This window comes from Okeania sp. SIO2B3 (assembly GCF_010672525.1).
GTDB lineage: Bacteria > Cyanobacteriota > Cyanobacteriia > Cyanobacteriales > Microcoleaceae > Okeania.
This window is the reverse complement of sequence record NZ_JAAHGH010000009.1, coordinates 20,319-40,918: the sequence shown is the minus strand read 5'-3', so window position 1 is coordinate 40,918 and position 20,600 is coordinate 20,319. Positions and strand designations below refer to the sequence as shown.

At 36.2% G+C, this 20,600-nt stretch carries 12 protein-coding genes; 3 read left to right on the top strand and 9 right to left on the bottom strand.

The window, feature by feature from the left end; all coding sequences use genetic code 11:
- The 3 genes from F6K15_RS11550 to F6K15_RS11540 all read left to right on the top strand — a co-directional run.
- Positions 1–3,045, top strand: a 3,045-nt coding sequence (locus F6K15_RS11550) for a cadherin-like domain-containing protein (RefSeq protein WP_293060899.1), incomplete at its 5' end; no start/stop codon positions are given.
- Between the two features lie 675 nt (positions 3,046–3,720).
- Positions 3,721–6,321, top strand: coding sequence for a M1 family metallopeptidase (locus F6K15_RS11545; RefSeq protein WP_293060897.1), 2,601 nt, complete (start codon positions 3,721–3,723; stop codon positions 6,319–6,321).
- 1,313 nt (positions 6,322–7,634) lie between these two features.
- Complete coding sequence (locus F6K15_RS11540; protein ID WP_293060895.1) at positions 7,635–8,147, top strand: inorganic diphosphatase; 513 nt, start codon at positions 7,635–7,637, stop codon at positions 8,145–8,147.
- Between the two features lie 644 nt (positions 8,148–8,791).
- Here F6K15_RS11540 and F6K15_RS11535 read toward each other — a convergent pair.
- The 9 genes from F6K15_RS11535 to F6K15_RS11495 form a co-directional block, all read right to left on the bottom strand.
- Positions 8,792–9,304, bottom strand: coding sequence for a sulfotransferase family 2 domain-containing protein (locus F6K15_RS11535; protein WP_293060893.1), 513 nt, complete (start codon positions 9,302–9,304; stop codon positions 8,792–8,794).
- Between the two features lie 566 nt (positions 9,305–9,870).
- Positions 9,871–11,157: a glycosyltransferase family 4 protein gene (locus F6K15_RS11530; RefSeq protein ID WP_293060891.1), complete on the bottom strand. Its 1,287-nt coding sequence runs from the start codon at positions 11,155–11,157 to the stop codon at positions 9,871–9,873.
- An 827-nt stretch (positions 11,158–11,984) separates the two neighbouring features.
- Entirely contained in the window at positions 11,985–12,167 is a 183-nt protein-coding gene (locus tag F6K15_RS11525; RefSeq protein ID WP_293060889.1) for a hypothetical protein, read from the bottom strand.
- 90 nt (positions 12,168–12,257) lie between these two features.
- Positions 12,258–13,262: an exopolysaccharide biosynthesis polyprenyl glycosylphosphotransferase gene (locus F6K15_RS11520; RefSeq protein ID WP_293060887.1), complete on the bottom strand. Its 1,005-nt coding sequence runs from the start codon at positions 13,260–13,262 to the stop codon at positions 12,258–12,260.
- 630 nt (positions 13,263–13,892) lie between these two features.
- Positions 13,893–14,555, bottom strand: coding sequence for a DUF3318 domain-containing protein (locus F6K15_RS11515; RefSeq protein ID WP_202223408.1), 663 nt, complete (start codon positions 14,553–14,555; stop codon positions 13,893–13,895).
- A gap of 90 nt (positions 14,556–14,645) precedes the next feature.
- Positions 14,646–15,176, bottom strand: a complete 531-nt coding sequence (locus tag F6K15_RS11510) for an RNA-guided endonuclease InsQ/TnpB family protein (protein WP_375341059.1) — start codon at positions 15,174–15,176, stop codon at positions 14,646–14,648.
- 125 nt (positions 15,177–15,301) lie between these two features.
- Positions 15,302–15,979 (bottom strand): transposase, encoded by a 678-nt coding sequence (locus F6K15_RS11505; RefSeq protein WP_293060881.1) that lies wholly within the window; start codon positions 15,977–15,979, stop codon positions 15,302–15,304.
- Positions 15,980–16,902: 923 nt separating this feature from the next.
- A complete protein-coding gene (locus F6K15_RS11500) occupies positions 16,903–17,094 on the bottom strand; it encodes a hypothetical protein (RefSeq protein ID WP_293060879.1) in 192 nt (63 codons plus the stop codon).
- A 1,822-nt stretch (positions 17,095–18,916) separates the two neighbouring features.
- On the bottom strand, positions 18,917–20,314 hold the full coding sequence (locus F6K15_RS11495; protein WP_293060877.1) for a ferredoxin:protochlorophyllide reductase (ATP-dependent) subunit N: 1,398 nt from the start codon (positions 20,312–20,314) through the stop codon (positions 18,917–18,919).
- Positions 20,315–20,600: the final 286 nt, after the last annotated feature.

Here is a 20,600-nt window from a genome sequence, read left to right as displayed (position 1 = left end):
ATCTCTGCTGTAGATGGTGCTACTTTCAATAACACTGGTACATTCGATATTCAAAACTCTGAGTCATTTTTTGGTGACTTTGATGGTTCTACCTCCTTCAATAATACTGGTACCCTAACTAAAACAGTAGGTACCGGCGAGACTGATTTTGAGGATAACGTCTTTAACAACACTGGTACTGTAGATGCTCAGATAGGTTCAATTACTATTGGTAATGGTGGTACTAGCACTGGTACATTCAATACTGCTGAAGGTTCCGTAGTAGAGTTTGACGGTGGCACTCATAACTTAAATCAAGGAGCAGCTTTTACAGGTAGTGGTACAACCAGAGTTTCAGGAGGCACATTCAGTGTAGGTGGTGCTACTACTGACACCATCAATGCAGTCAACTTCGAGCAGAGTGGTGGTACTGTTGATGGTCCTGGAAATCTGAATATAACAGGTACTGTTGACTGGAGTGGCGGTACTCAAGGCGGAGTTGGTCGTACAACTATTGGTGCCACAGGTACTCTGAATGTTAGTGGTGATTTTGGCAAAACTATCGACGAACGAACTATTGATAACAACGGTACTACTAACTGGTCGGGTACTGGAAATATTAATGCTAATAATGGAGCCATTTTTAACAATAATGGCACATTCAATATTTCCAATAACGCTACATACAATGGTGAGTTCATCTCTACTGCTGAACAATTCAACAATGCTGGTAGTGTTGTTAAAACCTCCACTGGTGCTACTCAATTTGATGATGTTGTTTTTACCAACTCTGGAACGATAGAGCTTCAAGAGGGAGAACTTTCCGTCGTTGGGGAGACCTTTGTTAGTGATGGTGGTACTATTACAGAGGTTAACGGTACTGTCGATCTAACTGAAACAGATGTTGTCGCTCCTAATACAGATCCAACACTTGATGTTAATGCGGGATTAACTATAGAGGATGGTGCAACTCTACCAATCTTAAATACTAACCTGCAAATTACTGATGTAGAACAAACCGCAGAGGAAATTACTTACACTGTTAATACTCTTCCCACTGTAGGTAATTTACTTTTAAGTGGTACTCCTCTAGCTGTTGGTGGGACTTTCACTCAAGCTAACATCAACGGTAGCCAGTTATTGTATCAAAATAACGATGGTGGTGGAGATGTTGGTGATAGTTTTGTCTTTACTGCAACTGACGGAGCAGGTGGTGTAATTGGGCAAACTACATTCAATATTACTGTAACTCCTGTACAAAACCAACCTCCAGTATTGTCAATTAATGGTGGAGTTAGCCTAGAGGATGGTGCTAATGTAGCCATTTCTAATGCTGTATTAACAGTCACAGATCCTGACAATACCGCAGCAGAAGTTACCTACACAGTCACTGCGTTACCAACAAACGGTCAGTTAATACTCGACGGTGCAGCAGTAGCAGTAAATGGTACATTCACTCAGGCAAATATTAATGCTGGTTTATTAACTTACCAAAACACTGCTGGTGGAGATGAAACCGCTGATAACTTCACTTTTACAGTCAGCGATGGAGCAGGTGGAGAAATTGCTGCCACACCATTCAATATTACAGTAAACCAGATAGTACCACCTCCAGTAAATATAGTTCCTGTATTAGCAACTAATGCCGGAGTCAGTCTAGACGATGGTGCTAACGCAGCCATTTCTAACGCTGTCTTAGCAGTCACAGATACTGATAACCCACCAAATGAAGTTACTTACAGCGTTACTGAGTTACCAACAAACGGTCAGTTAATACTTGACGGTGCAGCAGTAGCAGTAAATGGTACATTCACTCAGGCAAATATTAACGCTGGTTTATTAACTTACCAAAACACTGCTGGTGGAGATGAAACTAGCGATAACTTCACTTTTACAGTCAGCGACGGTGAAGGCGGAAATATTGAAGCTACTTCCTTTGACATTACAGTTAATCAACCAGCACCACCTCCACCACCACCTCCAGTAAATGAACCCCCAGTATTAGCAACTAATGCCGGAGTCAGTCTAGACGATGGTGCTAACGCAGCCATTTCTAACGCTGTCTTAGCAGTCACAGATACTGATAACCCACCAAATGAAGTTACTTACACCGTTACTGAGTTACCAACAAACGGTCAGTTAATACTTGACGGTGCAGCAGTAGCAGTAAATGGCACATTCACTCAAGCGGATATTAACGCCAGTTTATTAACTTACCAAAACACTGCTGGTGGAAATGAACAGAACGATAACTTTACCTTTACAGTCAGCGACGGTGAAGGTGGAAATATTGCTGCCACTTCCTTTGACATTACAGTTAATCAACCAGCACCACCTCCACCACCACCTCCTGGAGTAATAAATGGTACAGACGGTGATGATAACCTTGATGGAACTCCTGATGGCGATATTATTAACGGTTTAGAAGGCAATGATAATATCAGCGGTCTTGGAGGACGCGATATACTGCGGGGCAATGAGGGCAATGATCGAATCGAAGGCAACCGTGGTAACGATCGCCTCATTGGTGGTGATGATGATGATACCTTAATTGGTGGAATAGGTAACGATGACATCAGAGGACAGAATGGTGATGATAATTTAATAGGCGGTCGTGGTTCCGATATTATTATTGGTGGTAATGGTGCAGATATATTGGAGGGTCGTTTTGGTCGCGATCGTCTAAACGGAGGTCCTGGTTCTGATACTATGACTGGTGGCGCTAGTCGCGACTTGTTCATCTTCAACACCAATGCAGCATTTTCAACAGAAATAGGTGTCGATACTATCGTAGACTTTACTCCAGGGCAAGATTTAATTGTGCTTGACAGGAGAACATTTACTGCCCTGACTGCTATTGAAAATGGTATTACTGTCAGTGAGTTTGAAGTTGTGACTACTGATGCAGATGCTGCAACTAGCGATGCACTAATTACTTACAATTCTACTACTGGTGGATTATTCTATAATCAAAATGGCAGTGCAACTGGTTTTGGGAATGGTAGTCAATTCGCACTTCTAGAAAATACTCCTGCACTTGAAGTTGCCGACTTTAGAGTGCGTTAAATAATAGTGGGTTATATTATAGGGGGATGGGGAGATGGGGGGATCGAGAAATATTTGGTAATGGTTGAAGATGGAACATTTTTTTATACCGAATTATATCATGTCCGGATAATTAGTGATAAAAAACTTTCTCCTTCAACTCCAGTTCTTCTTCTTCCTTCCCTCTTTCCTCCTGACTCCTGACTTCCCCTCCCAGGAGGGGCGAGGGGTGGGTTGACTCCTGAGGACTCCGTAGTTATTTATTTATCACTGTTCAACCGGACATGATATAATTAGGGTTTGCTGAAAAAATTGGTTGGTGGGGGTAGGACACACCGGACGCACCAGACGCACCAGACGCGGAGAATGGGGGAACAGACAACGGTTCTGGTCATTTTATGTGAAGAAATTTTCTTGAATTTCAGCAAAAAATTTCAGTAAATTGATGCTAATAAGAGCCATAAACTTGGAGATAAATTGAATATAAAAAGCTCAATAGCCTTAGCTATCCTGACTTTTAGCTTTATGAGCGCAAACCCTAATTATCAATTATCAATTATCAATTATCAATTATTGAAACCTACAACCTACAATCTACCATCTACCACCTAAGAACTTTATTCTCACTAATTAAACGGACATGATATAACAGATATACTAGATTTTTGTCCAATACATATCAAAAAAACACATAGAATGTCCAATATTTACTTTGATTCTGAAAATAATTCCAAATCTTTTGAATTACCAGGTGCCAAACCCCATTATAACCCCGACCGTCCAGGCCAAGTAGAACATATTTTCCTCGATCTAGAACTTGACATTCCTCATCATAGTTTTCATGGCAATTGTATCATTAGTTTAAACCCTGTACGGAGTGGGATTGATAAATTAACTCTTGATGCAGTTGACTTAGAAATTCAATCTATAAAAATTAACGACGCTGAACAAACTTTTGACTACGATGGTAAAGAATTACAGATTTATTTGCAACCCGCTACTGAAGCAGGTCAACAAATAAAAGTAGCGATCGCCTACGCTGCAAACAACCCTCAACGAGGTATCTATTTCATTACTCCGGACAAACATTATCCAAATAAACCTACCCAAGTCTGGACCCAAGGTGAAGACGAAGACTCTCGCTACTGGTTTCCCTGTTTCGACTACCCCGGTCAACTATCAACATCAGAAATTCGCGTTAAAGTACCCCATAAATTTATTGCTATCTCCAATGGTGAACTTATTAACACCGAAGAAAGTGAAGAGCACAAAACTTATCATTGGATGCAAAAACAAGTTCATCCTACATATTTAATGACCTTAGCAGTGGGTAAATTTGCCGAAATTAAAGATGAATGGAATGGTATTCCCGTTACTTATTATGTAGAAAAAAAACGTCAAGATGATGCTCGACGAACTATGGGGAAAACTCCCCAAATGATTGAATTTTTTAGTCAAGAATTTGGCTATAAATATCCTTATCCTAAATATGCTCAAGTTTGCGTTAATGAATTTATTTTTGGAGGGATGGAAAATACTTCTACAACTTTACTAACAGATAGATGTTTACTAGATGAAAGAGCAGCCTTAGATAACCGTAATTCTGAAAGTTTAGTGGCTCACGAACTTGCCCATCAATGGTTCGGTGATTTAATTGTAATTAAACATTGGTCTCATGCCTGGATTAAAGAAGGAATGGCTTCTTACTCAGAAGTATTATGGACAGAGCATGAATATGGTCAAGATGATGCTGCTTATTATCTATTGAAAGAAGCTCGAAGTTATATTGCTGAGGATAAGTCTCGCTATCGTCGTCCGATTGTTACTAATATTTATCGGGAAGCAATAGAGCTTTATGACCGTCATCTTTATGAAAAAGGTGCTTGTGTTTATCACATGATTAAAACTGAATTAGGAGATGAATTATTTACAAAAGCTATTCATACTTTTGTGAAAAATAATGCTCATCAAACAGTGGAAACTATCGATTTATTAAGAGCAATTGAACAGGCAACAGGACGGAATTTACTATTCTTATTTGACCAATATGTTTTTCGGGGCGGTCATCCTGATTATCAGGTTAATTATGCTTGGGATGGTGATAGTAAATTAGCTAAAGTAACAGTAAAACAAACTCTAGTTAAAAACGATAAAAATGGGGATTCAAGTAAAGAATTATTTGACCTAAAAATTCCTATTGCTTTTGGTTATCTCAAAGAAGAAAAAACAGAATTGACAACTTTCACTGTACGAATACATGAGCAGGAACAAACCTTTTATTTTCCCCTTCCAGAAAAACCCAAATTTATCAGTTTTGATGTTGGTAATAACTATCTCAAAACAGTGAAACTGGTATATCCAATGGCGGAGCTAAAAGCACAATTAGAATTTGACCCAGACCCTATATCTCGTATCTATGCTGCCGAGGCGTTGGTGAAAAAAGGCGGTTTAGAAGTTGTGAAAGTATTATCAAAGGCGCTGATAGAGGAACCTTTTTGGGGTGTGCGCCTTGAAGTGGTGAAGCAACTAGCAAAAATTCAACTAGACCAGGTTTTTGATAGTTTGGTTACAGGTTTAAACGACGAAGATGCTCGCGTGCGTCGTGCTGTGGTGGAAGCACTAACACAAATAAAAACCAATAAAAGTTATCAGCAACTAAAATCTTTAGTGAAAAATGGCGATGCTAGTTATTATGTAGAAGCTGCTGCTGTGTCTGGAATTGGAGATATTGCTGCTGCCAATGCTAACTCCGATCAAAAGCCAACTGAGGAAAAGGTAATTAAATTGTTGAAGTGGGTATTAGCAGAAAAACAGGGTTGGAATGAGGTAGTGCGTTCTGGTGCTATATCGGCGTTGAGTAAGATGAAGACTTCTGAAACTGCTTTGAATCAGATTTTGAAATACACTGTTCTTGGTGTACCGCAGTCGTTACGTTTGAGTTCTATTCGTTCTCTAGGAACAATTTCTACTGCTCAGTCTCCTGTTAATTTGGAACGTATTTTGCAACGACTGACAGAGTTATCACGGGAAACATTTTTCTTGACTCAGATGTCTGTAGTAGCTGCATTGTCGCAAATGGAAACTGCTAAAGCAATTGCAATTTTGCAGAGTATAGCCGATCAAACTGCTGATGGTCGAGTACGTCGTCGAGCTGAGGAAGCGGTACAGAAAGTGCAGAAAAATATTGGTTCTGATCAGGCTTTGAAGCAATTACGTCAGGAATTTGATAAAATGAAAAAAGAAAATCAGGAATTGAAAAGTCGCTTGGAAAATTTGGAGGCTAAGGCTAAAGAATAAAGAAGGTTGTAGGTGGTAGGTCTTAAGTCTTAGGTCTTAGGTGGGCATTGTTCATTAATGGATAATTACCTCGGGTTTTAACCGTTACGGAATTGAATATAAGGAATATTGTCTTTTTTTTCCCCTTAAAAGGGTCGGCTTCAAAGCGCGAATAATTAATAATTATTAATTATTAATTATTCGGTAATTTGAGGTATGATATGATGTCGGGATCAGAGCGCGATGGAGATCCATGACCTTTACAGAATTATTAATTATTAATTATTAATTATTAAATAATTATGGTTTAAAACCTCCCCTTTTAAGGGGAAAAAAAAGAAATAATATCTCCTTATATTCAATCCTCTCGGTTAAAACCCGAGGTAATTATTAATTATCCATTATCAATTATCAATTAATGAAACTCCCCGAAAAACTTTCTCCTTCTATTCCTCTTTCTTCCTATTCCTCTTTCTTCTTCTTTATTCCCTCCTGACTCGGTCGTTCCCCTCCTGGGAGGGGTTAGGGGCAGGGCTAATTCTTTGTCGTAGCGAGAATATTCATCAGAAATACATTTAATTGTGCAAATATACAAATCTCCCCATCTCCCCTGGGCTAATTCTTTGTCGTAGCGAGAATATTTACAACCCTATATTTTTTTGAGTTCCTTAGAAATAAATTTTTCTTTATGCTCTCTGGAGTAGGTTACTGAAATTTTTCTACTTCTTTTCCCCTCAGAGTAAGACATGAAAAATCAACAGAAATATAAGTGGAGACTAGAAATAGGATAATGAGTAATTTTTCCTTATTATTTTTGGCGCTCTACTATTCCATTTATTTTAGATAGCGACCGAATTTATATTTTATTTAGTTGGAGTCCTTGAGATGGATAAAACTATCTGAACTTTGGCAAAATACTAATCATCTATTAGGGACGAGTTTAATAAATCAATTTTTCCTTATCCTCTCTAACAACATAATTCTGGGGTAAGTTACTGAAATTTTCCTACTTCTTTTCGCTGAGAGTAAGACATGAAAATCAACAGAAATATAAGTGGAGACTAGAAATAGTGATGATGAGTAATTTTTCCAAGTTATTTCTGGCGCTCTACTATTCCATTTACTAGAGAGAGTGACCGAATTTATATTTCATTTATTTTGGTAATAAACAGAGAAAGTCTCTCTCAGAATAAGTGCTTTCTGCCTTAGAAGCACAACCTCTGGACTCTATCTAAATTAAAACTTTGATAAGCTCAGGCGATCGCTTGACTTTCCTACTTCCTTTTAGTTCAGAGTCCTGATATACTCTTTTTTAGTTAAAATGGAGAAATTTTGTGGATTTATCGCTAATTCCAGCCCAACCAGAACCAGGACTAATAAATGTCCTGATAGAAATTCCCGCAGGAAGTAAAAATAAATACGAGTTTGATAAAGATTTACAAGCCTTTGCCCTTGACCGAGTACTTTATTCTTCCGTACAATATCCTTACGATTATGGTTTTGTCCCTAACACCCTAGCAGATGATGACGACCCCCTTGATGGAATGGTAATTATGGATGAACCAACATTTCCTGGATGCGTTATTGCAGCAAGACCCATCGGAATGTTAGAGATGATTGATGGAGGGGACAGAGATGAAAAAATTCTCTGTGTCCCGGACAAAGACCCGCGCTACACTGAGGTTAAATCTCTCCAAGATATAGCACCTCATCGATTAGAAGAAATAGCAGAATTTTTTAGAACCTACAAAAACTTACAGAAAAAGGTGACAGAAATACTTGGTTGGAAAGATGTTGACCATGTAATGCCATTAGTAGAAAAATTCGTTAAAGCAGCAAGCAATTAATATTAATTCTAGTATTTTCGGAATTACAAAAAATTTAGCGGTAGGTTTTCTAGAGATTTTATTCAAATGAAAACCTACCTCTATTTTTTAAAAAGAGTTGTTAACTTTTTAAAAATTCTGAATTTATGGCAAAGGAAGAAGGAAGAAGGAAGAAGTAAGAAGTAAGAAGTAAGAAGTAGGAAAGAAAGAAGGCTTTATTTATCAAAGAAGGCTTTAGTTATTTAGGAGAGAAGGCTTAAATTTCCTATAGACATTAATGCTCTTATTTACCGAATAATTAACTAATTAATAATTAAATAATTCTGGTTTAAAGCCTCCCCTTTTAAGGGAAAAAAAAAGAAATAATATTTCCTTATATTCAATCAAGAACGGTTTTAACCAGAGGTAATTATCAATTATCCATTATCAATTATCCATTAATGAAACGCTCCGCAAGGATACGATATGAGTGAGTTTTTTCTAGGTCAATGCTCCGCAAACAGGATTTACCAATTATCCTAACTAATTAACATAGTGCTATAAAAATAGAAAAACCTTCTGTACTCAGCAGAAGTGCGTTCTGCTACAAGGTATTAAAATCAGAAATTTGAGTTTACTAAAAATTAGTTAGTTCTATTTCAATTTTTCTAAATTTTGTAGAGTAGTCAAATCAATTTATTTGTTGGTTTGCAAAAAGAATGCCCAGCATACTCAATCTCTGTTGCATACTTATGTGCCACCATATCAACTAATTCAGAATCATAATATTTCCAATAATCTTCTCGATTTGATTTATTACGGACAGGGAGCTGAAAGTTTTCTAATTCTAATATTTGGAATACTTTTCTGAAGTCGTTCTCAAGAGATTCAAAATACATAACAAAATGAACTTCGGGTTTGCTTGACAGTAAACCACGAGTATTTAGATAGTAAAACATTGTTGGGACTTTTCGCAATAAATCAATAAACTCATCTCTATTCCACTTTTGAGTTTGACGATGTGGCGAAAAAAAGTAAGAAATCATTCTTTCCCAAGGGTTTCTAAGAACGGCAAATTTATAAAGAGAATGAAAAACATCAGGTGACAAAACTTGATAGTAGTCAAGTAAAGATGAGTGTTTATGTATGTTAGGAAAATTTTTATTTCTTACTTCAAATCTTTCTACACCATCTTGCAAAGAGTTAAGGCATACAATTTCCTCTTCAGAGTAATGCTTTAGAACATTCTAAATTGAATTACCTGCTGTTTTAGGAACGTGAATAAACAAAAACTTTTTTTGTATAGAAAGCATCTTTAAAACTGACTGGGTAAATATTTTTTCCTTGTTTCCTATCCATAAAAGAGGGAATAGGCAATAGGGAGAAGTAATTCGGATTTGCTGAAAAATTCTTTTAGTAGGGGGTAGAAAACAGGAGACAGGAGACAACCCACCCCTAACCCCTCCCTGGAGTGGAAGACAGGAGTTAGAGGAATTATAGAGGATGTAGTCGGAAAAATTGTCCCAAGATTATTGTGCCATAATTGTCCGAAAATACTAGCTTTTTTAGCTTTTTGAGCTGAAAAGCTGGTACTTTTTTAGAAAAAAAAATGCTTTAACCAATACCAGTCAATACTTTGATATTTAATCAGCAAGCTCTAATTCATAACTTATGGATCGGAATAAATTTTATTTTTAATTTTTGGAAATGCCTATAATAATCAACCTTTTTCCTCCTTCCTTTTTCCTTCAAATTTAAAATTTCATCAACCTTCTTCCTCCTTCCTTTTTCCTTTTTTCTTCTTCCTCCTTCCTTCTTCCTTCAAATTTAAAATTTCAGTAAATAAAGCTTCATAACTATTCAAAGCATTTTTAGACCCAAAATTTTCCTCTGCATATTTTCTCCCTTGCTGACCCAGTTGCTCAAGTTTCTCTGGATTTTCATATAATTCTAAAATTGCTTCTGCCAAAGCTTGAGAATCTTCTGGAGTAACTACTATTCCACCACCACTTTCAGAAACAACTCTTATTGCCGTACCTGTATCTGGGACAGAAGCTACTATTGGACGACCACTAGCAAGAATAACAGGAATTTTTGAAGGTAAATTAAAAGCAGTAACAGTCTTTTTCTGTATTACTAACCCAATATCAGCAGCAGATAACATTTCTGGTAATTTTTCTCGTGGTACTAAAGGGAGCAAAAGTACATTATCTGCTTGATATTTATCACAACACTCTTTTAATTGTTGACGTGCTTTTTCTTCCCCCAAAATTACGAAACAAATTTCCGATTTTTCCTTGAGACTAACAGCAGCTTTAACTACCGTTTCTAACCCTTGAGTTAGAGCAATATTCCCAGAATAAACAACGACAAATTTATCTTGAAGATTATGTTCCTCTCTAAATTGATTATTTTTATTCAGAGGTCTAATAAAATTCAGGTCTACCCAATTAGGAATACAAACAAGTCGGTCTGGAGAAACCCCTTGTTCAACTAAATTAGTGACAAAATCTTCAGCAATAACGCTAATTTTAGCAGCTTTTAGATAAGCTAATTTTTCTACAGCTTGAGCTATGCGTACTATCCAACTATCTTTTTTAACTAACCCAACTCTTACAGCAGCTTCAGAAACAATATCCTGAATATTTAAGACCACAGAAGAATTAGAAAATAATCCGTAAAAACTAACAGGTAAAGAAATTAATATAGGAGGAGTAGTGGCAAAAATCACATCGGGTTTCCAACCATTAAAAGCTTGCCAAAGACTAGAAACAATAAAACTACCATCTAACAATAATCGATCTAAAACCCCTGGTTTAGAACCTTTAATATAGATATAACTACGTTGGACTGTTACACCATTTAGTTCCTCAGTTAAAAAAAACTTTCCTTTATATTCATCATAAATTTTACGTTCAGGATAATTTGGCATACCAGTCACTACACGAACTTGATGACCACGCTTCACAAAACCTTCTGCCAATTCCGTCATTAAGGGAGCAATACCAATTGGTTCTGGGTAATAATTATAGGAATAAATAAGAATACGCATAGTTTAAGTAATTAGGGTTTGCTGAAAAAGTATTTTGGCAGGGTGAGGAGTCAACCCACCCGCGGGACCCGACCGTGGAGGGGAAGTCATACCATTTCTCTGTAACAATGCGCTTAATAATTCTTACCCAAACCTGAATTTTACTAATAGCTGTTATCTTTTATTAAGCGCAACTTCATGGAGAAATGGTATCAGGGGGACTAAGTGAGAAAAAACGAGGAATGATAGAGTAGGCAGGAGGGAGAATTGTAAGAGTGATTTTTCTGCTCCTGCCTAGAATACTGAGTTTTTGAGCTTTTTGGACTGAAAAGCCTGGCACTTTTTTCGACCTAAAAAGGCGAAAACCTTTATATGTCAGTGCTTTTAGATTTAATCAGCAAGCCATAATTCAGTTATATTTCGAGCATAACTAATAGATGTCTCCAGGGAGTAGGTTATAGGGACGTTACATACAACGTCCGTAGGGAGTAGGCAGAAATAATTAATGAATAAGAATACGATAATTAATTGGATTTTTTACTATTGGAGTTATCTAATAGAAGGTAAAAGCCTTATAAATTGCTATTTTAGAATTAGCTATAATAAAAAGGGATTGACCATATATGTTTCAATCAAAAGACTTGATTTTTAGTTGATTTATTTTCTCGTCTTTAGGTATTTCACAAAACTTCTTTAATAATCAGATGTTAAGCTTCTGTTGTCTATCTATGCAAAATATCTAATGTAATTAAATAGTTCGATTTTCTTAGTTTATTGATAATAAATATACTTGAAGCTAGTTAAGCTTAATAATTTAAGTTAGAATAATCAGATTTATCCAGAAAAAACTAAACACTAGAAATATATTCAGAATATGTAAGGCTAATACAGATAAAATAGTTAAAGGAAAGGTTAGGACAGATCGAGAGCTTAAAACTCAGGCAACGTAATATTTTTCCTTCTTTCTTCTTCCCTCTTCCTTCTTCCCTCTTCCTTCTTCCTTCTTCTATAAAACTTAAATCTATAATCATTTAAACATATAGAGATTTAAAGCTAATATCTTAGTGGAAAAAAGTTATAGCTCCAGAAAGATAAGGAGAAAGTATAGTATTTTCAATACCCTAATAAGCTCCACCACTTTTCTTAAATAAAATTCCCACAGTCTTAATAATTAACTTTATATCGTACATTAGACTCCAATTTTGTTGATACTTTAAGTCCAACCTAATAATATCTTCAAAATTTTTCACTTGAGAACGGCCATTAACTTGCCATTCTCCTGTCATACCAGGTTTAACATCTAAACGTTGCCATTGAGGTACTTCATAACGTTCCACTTCATCAGGAGTTGGGGGTCTAGTTCCAACTAAACTCATATCTCCCTTCAGTACATTCCAAAACTGAGGTAACTCATCCAAACTCTTTCGCCTCAAAAAGCTACCAACTTTAGTAATTCGTGGATCATTTTCATTTTTAAAGATTGCACCTTGAGCTTGATTTTTGATTTTACTCTTAAGTTGTTCTGCATTTACACACATAGAGCGAAATTTCCACATTCGGAAATTTTTTCCCATCCAACCACATCGTATTTGACCAAAAAATATCGGACCAGGACTATCAAGCTTAATAAAAATAGCGATGGGAATAAACAAAATACCTGTAATAAATAATCCTACTAAAGCACCGACAATATCAATCAGACGTTTTACCCAAGATTTGACAGAAGGATGAGTAACAGGAAGTTGATTTTCTTCTGGTTTACTATTGCTTTTGCTTTTAACTTCTGAATGTGGAGATTGTTCGATGATTAAAATTTTGTCTAGTCCAGTTAAACAAAATACTCCCATAACTAGAGAATTAACATCAGATAGTATAAATTCTATATTTTTTTCTCTTGCTATTTTTAAATTTGTGACTAGAGAACCAATTCCACAACTATCTATAAAATTAGTCTTACTAAAATCAATAATAATTTTGGTTATAGTATTTTCTGATTGGAAAAGTTTTTGGCAAGTTGATTTAAATAATTCTGCCTCTGAGACAGTAAAACGAAGAGGCAAATGAACCACGGGAGTTTTATCCCTAAAAGTGACTTGAATATCTGTTTCTGAGGTTTGGCTGACCATGAAATCTTGATTCCTATTTTTGATGATTATAGTTTTGTTTCTACAAAAGTGATTTCTGATATTTTTTTAGCATAATCAGCTTCAGAATTATGCTCAAACAATCGTATAGAAATTACCTTAATGGTTAGACCACCCTCTAGATTAATGATTAGCAATAGTTTAGATACTAATGTATGAACTTAAGTATACTAATCTCTGCCAACTACGTTCAAGAATAGAACATATTCAGATAGTATCAGCAGAAACCAAACTGCTTTTTCTGTTAATCTAGTTATATCGCCATAATAACACCAAAATAACTAGGGTTTGCTTATGGAAAGTCTTTTTGCTCTTTGTAGCAGACAGGAGACAGGAGACAGGAGACAGGAGAAATGGCTCGGGAGCGAGGAGGTAGGGGTAAGAATTGTCTCTCAATTTTTCTGGCATAATCGTCCCAAAATACTAGCATGCATGAGCTTTTTCCATTCCAAAGCTGGTACTTTTTTCAACTCTAAAACGCTAAAACCAATATCTGTCAATACTTTTATAATTAATCAGCAAGCCCTAACTAGAATCAATTTGAGTGGGTTGTTACTTATGAGTGATTCTAGTTTTGATGAATTTATTACTAACCCACTCAAGATTTCCTGTCTAATTATAGATATTTTCAGAGCGTGAAGTTTCACGACTTCCTTTAACTCTTGCCTTAGCTTTAGTAGCACTGCGCTTGAGAGCTTGAAGTCGTGCTTCATACTTGGCCCTTTGTCGTTTTTTGGGGGTTTGTTCGATTAAAGTTTTCAGAGCGCTGCCCAGACTTTTATAAGCATTAGGAAGTGAGTAACCGAAACGAGTTGCTAAGGCGATCGCCTTATCGTCTGCTTCTATTGCTTCTTTGAGATTACGTTCTCCATTATTCTTCTGATAGAGTCTATACCCAGATACACCACACAAGGCTAAAGCTAGAACTAAAAGTAGACCATCCTGTACCCATAGCTCACCCACAGCACCCCCTAAACCAATAGCAAGGGCAGCCATTTCCCAACCATCCCTGGGAATTGTATCGTTTTGAATTCTGGCCACTTCATGCCAAAATAATAGGTTACGTTGGTCTAATGCTAATTGCTCCCAAAGTGTGAGGTCAATGGATATTTCTATTTGGTCTTTGCCTATTTCTTCGCTGCGAATGAGTGGAGGATTAACTTCAATGGACTTTTCTACCATGACCCAACTTTGTAATTCTGGTGGTAGTAAGCCTTTTAGGCGCCTAATTTCACTCATTTCGGCTCTGGCAGTGGCAGTAGCATAAGATGTCATAGTTTGTTTGAGTCCTATAGATTTTTCAACACTTGACACTCTCACCGTTAAATCGGAGATTATAACGGGAGATTCTTGTATCACAGATTCTTAACTAGATAACAACTCAACCTGTTTGATTTGTACCCCCGTCAGACCATCTCCACAAGCTTTTTCTTTAACCGTGTGCCCCACGGCTATTAATCCTCTTTTTCTAATCACTTTTGCAGCAGCTACATCACGATCTATTTGATAGTTACAGTTGCTGCAATTATGTTTTCTATCAGACAATTTCTTCTTCTGAATATGACCACATAAAAGACATTCTTGAGATGTATAATTCTTGTCAACTTTGGCATAATACTTACCTCGTTTCCAGCAAACATAAGGCAATATTTCGTTGATAAACTGACCAACTCCAGAATCCAAAGATTGTTTTCTAACAATACCTCTAGACCAAGACTTAAAATTCAGATGTTCAACAAAAATATTGTCTGTAAAATCGCAAAGTTGATGAGCTAGTTTAAAATGCCAATCTCGTCTTGTATTAGCTATTTTTTCATGTAATCTAGCTATTTTATTCTGGAGTTTTAACCAGTTATTTGAACCTCTTGTTTTCTTCTTAAGTCTTCTTTGCAGCAAGCTCGCGCGTTCCCTCTCTTGGTCAGCATTCCCTTGCGCCTGGAGGCGACGCGGGGTCTGACCGCTTGCGCCTGGAGGCGACGCGGGGTCGCTCGCCAATTGTAGGGGCGAATGGCCATTCGCCCCTACCGCAGTGAACTCAATAAAAACTTAGGAGATTTGATTAATTTGCCAGTGGAAGTAGCTACAAAACTTTCTATACCTGCATCTATACCTAATGACCTTTCACCTATTAGATTTTCTGGGACAGACTCTGATGAAAAAAAGGTAATCATCAAATAATAACCAGTAGCTTTTCTAACTATTCTAGCTTGTTTAGCTTGAAAAACATCTGGATACGGCCTACTTTGTCTAATTTTTATCCAACCTAGTTGAGGTAGTTTAATCCTATTATTACCTAAACAATTTTTCAGCATGGCAGGAAAAACAAAGCTTCTCATCTTTTTCTTAAATCTAGGGAAGCCTTTACCCAGAGATTTCATTTCCGAAAATGCCCTCTCTAAAGTTTTTAAAGTTTGTTGTAGAACTTGAGCATTAACTGACTTTAATTTAAGGTTAGTCTTCTTCGCTATTGTTAGGTTTTTTGCTTGATGATTGTAATTAGGATAAGGTGCATCAGCAGGGATAATATATTCAGTTAGGATTGAGCAACTATTGATTGGTGACTTCCTTGAACTCAACCAATCTTTACACTCTCTTAAAGCGTAGTTATATACACTTTTACAAACATCAAGAATCTGGTTTATTTCTGCCTCTTGATGCTGAGTTGGTTTAAGCTTGTATTGGTAAGTTAAAGTAATCAACTTTGTTATTCAACTTCTAACTAAATACTATTTGATCTTAACACAAAATCTGTTGGGAGAACGTGCAATTAATTTACATTTTTGTAATTCATCTCACCGCTAAATTAAAAATTATAACGGGAGTCCTCTTTCAAGATTCTCTGATAGTTTACCTTAACTACTCCCCTGGCTCTCTGCCGAGGGTATTCTAAGTAGATACTACGCAACAGGATAAATCCGTGTTGCTCCGTCTGTTCTTAGCTGAAATACACTCTCTGGGGACAATTTCCGCGGTGCCCCTACACAGTTGGCTTAAGTTTAACCCTAGCTTTCTGCTTACTTTTGTGATTATATTTGCAGGGACCTGACAATCTGTATTAATTAACCAATTATTACTACTTCTATACAAACCACGCTTTATTCTTTTTCCTAATGGTTTCCAATCATCGGGTTTTTCACCATAAATAGGCAGATCGTCACCATCTAAAATGGATAATTTTTCTGAGTACCTCCTCTACAACTCCCTCCAACTATTGAGTTTTAGCTACTCCCTACCTTAGCAAAAAGACTTTTTCAGCAAGTCCTAACTACTATTTCTTTTTCATTAACAAATTCCCAATAAAAGCATCTATTTCTTGGTAAGATTCTCAGTTCTTTAATGGCAGAAAATGCTCTTATACTAGGCATTGGAATTAAAAAGCTATCTATTCCAAACCAGCTTTTACAGGTATTACCTAGTGGTTATCTAATTTGATTACCTTTAAGTTTTAATGCATGATTTGGGTAACTAAATGTAGCCATTCCACCTTTTTTCTGTAGTTAGGAATCTTTGGTTTGTCTGAGACTTTTCCTTACTCTGTAGGCAATAATAAGACCATAATAAGACCTAAATGATTCAGCTACGGTTCTCAATATTTGTTGTGCTGCAAGTGAGATATAAAACTTTATAGTGATTGTTCTTTTTGTAGAGCAATTCCTGCGTCATACTTGCCAATGCCTTTTTGAGACTTAAAATATACTTGCCTGGCATAATATATTCTCATGTTAGTAGGCTTGTGAGATTCTTCACACAAGAATTTTAAGATAGCAATTAATTCAGAATTTTTATTTACTAAAACTTGCTGACAAGAGTACATTGGAAACAGGCGGACCAAAAAGTTATTGTCGATCATAGTAACAGAGGAAAACTTTAGTTATTTAGTCCAAACAACTCCCTTGTTTTCATGGCCAGGTTCAAACACGAGGGAGCTTCAACGTCGCTTTTCGGTCAAATAAAATACGTAAGGATTAAAATCCGACGAGTTACCTTTCATCCATCGCTTAAAAGACGATGGCTTTCATGCTCCGGTGTTATTGAGGTAATAATTATATTTTGGATAGAGCAAGCTTTGATACTATTTGTGGCGTTTTGTCAATGTCTATAATTACTTAGGTATTTTGACTTATGCAAAATTTGTTTTTTTGAGCTTATTTTAGTTCACTGCAAATCGCAATATCTAGGATATTTTTAACGTAAATACTGGGTTATAGCTTGATTGAAAGGAGGTGATTTTTGTTTTAGATATAAAATTGGCATCATATCTTAATGTACAGAGTATGATACAAATCGCTGAAACAACGCAAGCTCGTGAAATATTTTGTAATAATTGAGAAAAAAAGGGATTTTTTTGATTTGCACAAACAATCTTAAAGCCTATTTAGATTAGTAAAAATTATCTTTATCCTCTTGGCCTCAAGTTTTGATTTAAAGGTAGTTTGCGATCGCTTAAACTTAAAACTAAATTCAAAAAAGGTATTAGATATTAATCTATGATTCCGGTGGCCTGTAGTCCAACATTTTATATCTCGTAGAAATTAGACTTCGCAGCAGTTGTCAGGGAATAGGGAATGATGAGAGGTAAGCATTTCCTGCGGAATGCTGCGCAAACAGCTATTAGCCATCAGCTAGCCTCCTCCGGAGGAACTGCGGACTTCAGCAATAAGACCTTGTGCTTAAGGACGAGGTTTAAATGAATATAGACTTTGGAGCTGACTTAATGCCAGATTTTTCTAGCTTAATTAAATATTGCTTTTATCACTCACTAAAAGCAATAGCTGATAGCTGACGGCTGAATGCTTATGATGAGAGATATTTGAGCGATCGCTTTGTTCAAAATCTACTAATAAATGTCAATTTGATTAAGTTATAGAATTGTTCGGTTTGAGAAAGGATATATTTTGTCAAACGATTCAAATATTTCCTTATATACTCGACCAGATTCTTGTTCAATACTGGCAGTAGAATTGAATGATTTTAGATAAAAAGTAGCTTTTCAACTTTCAACTTTTTACTCAGGCAAAACTATCTAATTTTTGGCTCTGAGAAAATCTGTGGATGAAATGAGAGCTACCTTATACTTCCTTCCTCGGAAAAAATTAGTAGAGTTGGAAAACTTTTACCGAGTATTTTTGTGAGTAGGTGGTAAATATTGGCAAATTATCAGAATTTTTGAGTTGAGAATATCTGTGGATTAAATGGGAGTAGGCTTTGAGCTTCCTTCCTGGGGAAAAAATTAGTAAAGTTGGAAAACTTTTACCGAGTATTTTTGTGAGTAGGTGGTAAATGTTGGCAAAACTATCTAATTTTTGTCTCTGAGAAAATTGATGGATGAAATGAGAATTTCCCCCTTCTAACTCCCCTCAATCAAAATTGCTAGAGTTGAAAAATTATCTCCTCAGTTGCGAGTCTCAGAAAATTAGTAAATTCACCAAACGAGCAACAACTATTTTTCTGAATAAGTGGTAAATTTTGCCCAAATTATCAAAATTTTTTCTGTGACAAAATTTGTGAATGAAATGAGAATTGTCTCCTACTCCCCCTCATGGAAAAAAAATTAGTAGAGCAAGCTAACCCCACCCTACTATTCTTATAACGAAAGTCTACAATTTAGGAATTTTTTCTACCCAAAAATTTGTCAATTAAACCTTAGCTTCTTCCTTAACTAACTTATCCCAACCTAAATCCTTCAAAGCATGATTTCTACGCAACGGACGAGTTACTAACTCCAAAATATCACGAGCATTTGTAAACCCATGAATTTGAGCAAAAGTAAACTCAACCGACCACTTAGTATTAATCCCTCTAGCTTCCAAAGGATTAGCATGAGCCATACCAGTAATTACCAAATCTGGCTTCAATTCATAAATCCTTTGAATCTGATTATAATTATCAGGTTTCTCAATAATCTTAGGCAAAGGCGCACCCATTTCGTTACAAGTTTTTTCTAACATTTCCAACTCAGCTTTTTGATATCTTTTATCCATATAAGGAATACCAATTTCTGAACAAGTCATGCCACAACAAATCAAAAAACGAGCCAAAGAAATCTCCAGCAAATTATCACCCATAAAGAAAACAGACTTACCACGAATTAACTGGATATAGTCTTCCAAATTCTCCCAAATTTGCTTTTCTCTTTCTGCTAACCCTTTGGGTTCAATACCAAAAACAGAACAAATCTTCTCAATCCAAGCCCTACTTCCATCCGGTCCGATGGGGAATGGCGCACCAATTAATTTACACTTCCGACGACGCATTAAAGTAGTAGCAGTCCGACTCAAGAAAGGATTTAAACCTGCCACATAATATCCCTCTTCAACTACTGGTAATTCTGTGTAACGTTTCGCAGGCAACCAACCAGAAACTTTAATCCCTTGCTTCTTCAATTCTAAAGTTAATTGAGTTACAACTGGGTCTGGTAAAGAGCCAAATAAAACTAAAGGTGGATGCTCAACATACTCAGATTCTTCCGCAGCAACCTCCTCTTTTTTCCTACCAAAACTTAATAGTTTTTGTATCCCACTTCTTTCTTCTTTTTCTGCTTCTAAAACTTGTTTCGGACAACGAGCTGCCATTGCTGCCAATACCGTATCTTCCCCTTGAGTAAAAGCATAATCCAAACCATTAGCACGAGCAACCACAATCGGAATGCCAATTTCTGACTCTAATTTAGGAGCCAAACCTTCCAAATCCATTTTAATAATTTCAGTGGTACAAGTACCAATCCAAACTATCACACTGGGGTTCCTATCACGCTTAATTTGTAAACATAAACGTTTCAATTCATCATAGTCATTTAACTTAGCTGAAATATCACCTTCTTCCAACTCAGCCATGGCATAACGAGGTTCAGCAAAAATCATTACTCCCATGGCATTTTGTAAGAAATAACCACAAGTCTTAGTACCAATTACTAAGAAGAAACTATCTTCAATTTTTTGATAAAGCCAAGACACACAACTAATCGGACAAAAAGTATGATAATTACCAGTTTCACATTCAAAAGTTAAAGCTTCAGGTGCAACAGTATTAGTCATCAAAAAATACTCCTATTTATCAATAATTTATTTTGGGAAAAATCAATGCTCATGCTAGTAAAAAATTAACTTTTATAGCAATACAAAAAAGTGTGAGGATAGTTATAAAAGTCTATAAGCTTACAGGTAGTAGTTTTGAGTTAAGCAAATAACTGATTGCTAATCGCTATGTATTGAACTAGCATTGATAAATTACATTTTTTTGAACTGTGTTTTTTTGACTAAAAGAAATCATGCTTGATACTAATACCATTTCAACTAGCACAGGCATAGAAAATCAATAGTT

What these genes read in the sequence shown, in the direction of transcription:
- F6K15_RS11545 (WP_293060897.1), top strand. Translation starts at nt 3,721, where the DNA reads ATGTCCAATATTTACTTTGATTCTGAAAATAATTCCAAATCTTTTGAA.
- F6K15_RS11530 (WP_293060891.1), bottom strand. Translation starts at nt 11,157, where the DNA reads ATGCGTATTCTTATTTATTCCTATAATTATTACCCAGAACCAATTGGT.
- F6K15_RS11525 (WP_293060889.1), bottom strand. Translation starts at nt 12,167, where the DNA reads ATGATTATAGATTTAAGTTTTATAGAAGAAGGAAGAAGGAAGAGGGAA.
- F6K15_RS11520 (WP_293060887.1), bottom strand. Translation starts at nt 13,262, where the DNA reads ATGGTCAGCCAAACCTCAGAAACAGATATTCAAGTCACTTTTAGGGAT.
- F6K15_RS11515 (WP_202223408.1), bottom strand. Translation starts at nt 14,555, where the DNA reads ATGACATCTTATGCTACTGCCACTGCCAGAGCCGAAATGAGTGAAATT.
- F6K15_RS11500 (WP_293060879.1), bottom strand. Translation starts at nt 17,094, where the DNA reads ATGTACTCTTGTCAGCAAGTTTTAGTAAATAAAAATTCTGAATTAATT.
- F6K15_RS11495 (WP_293060877.1), bottom strand. Translation starts at nt 20,314, where the DNA reads ATGACTAATACTGTTGCACCTGAAGCTTTAACTTTTGAATGTGAAACT.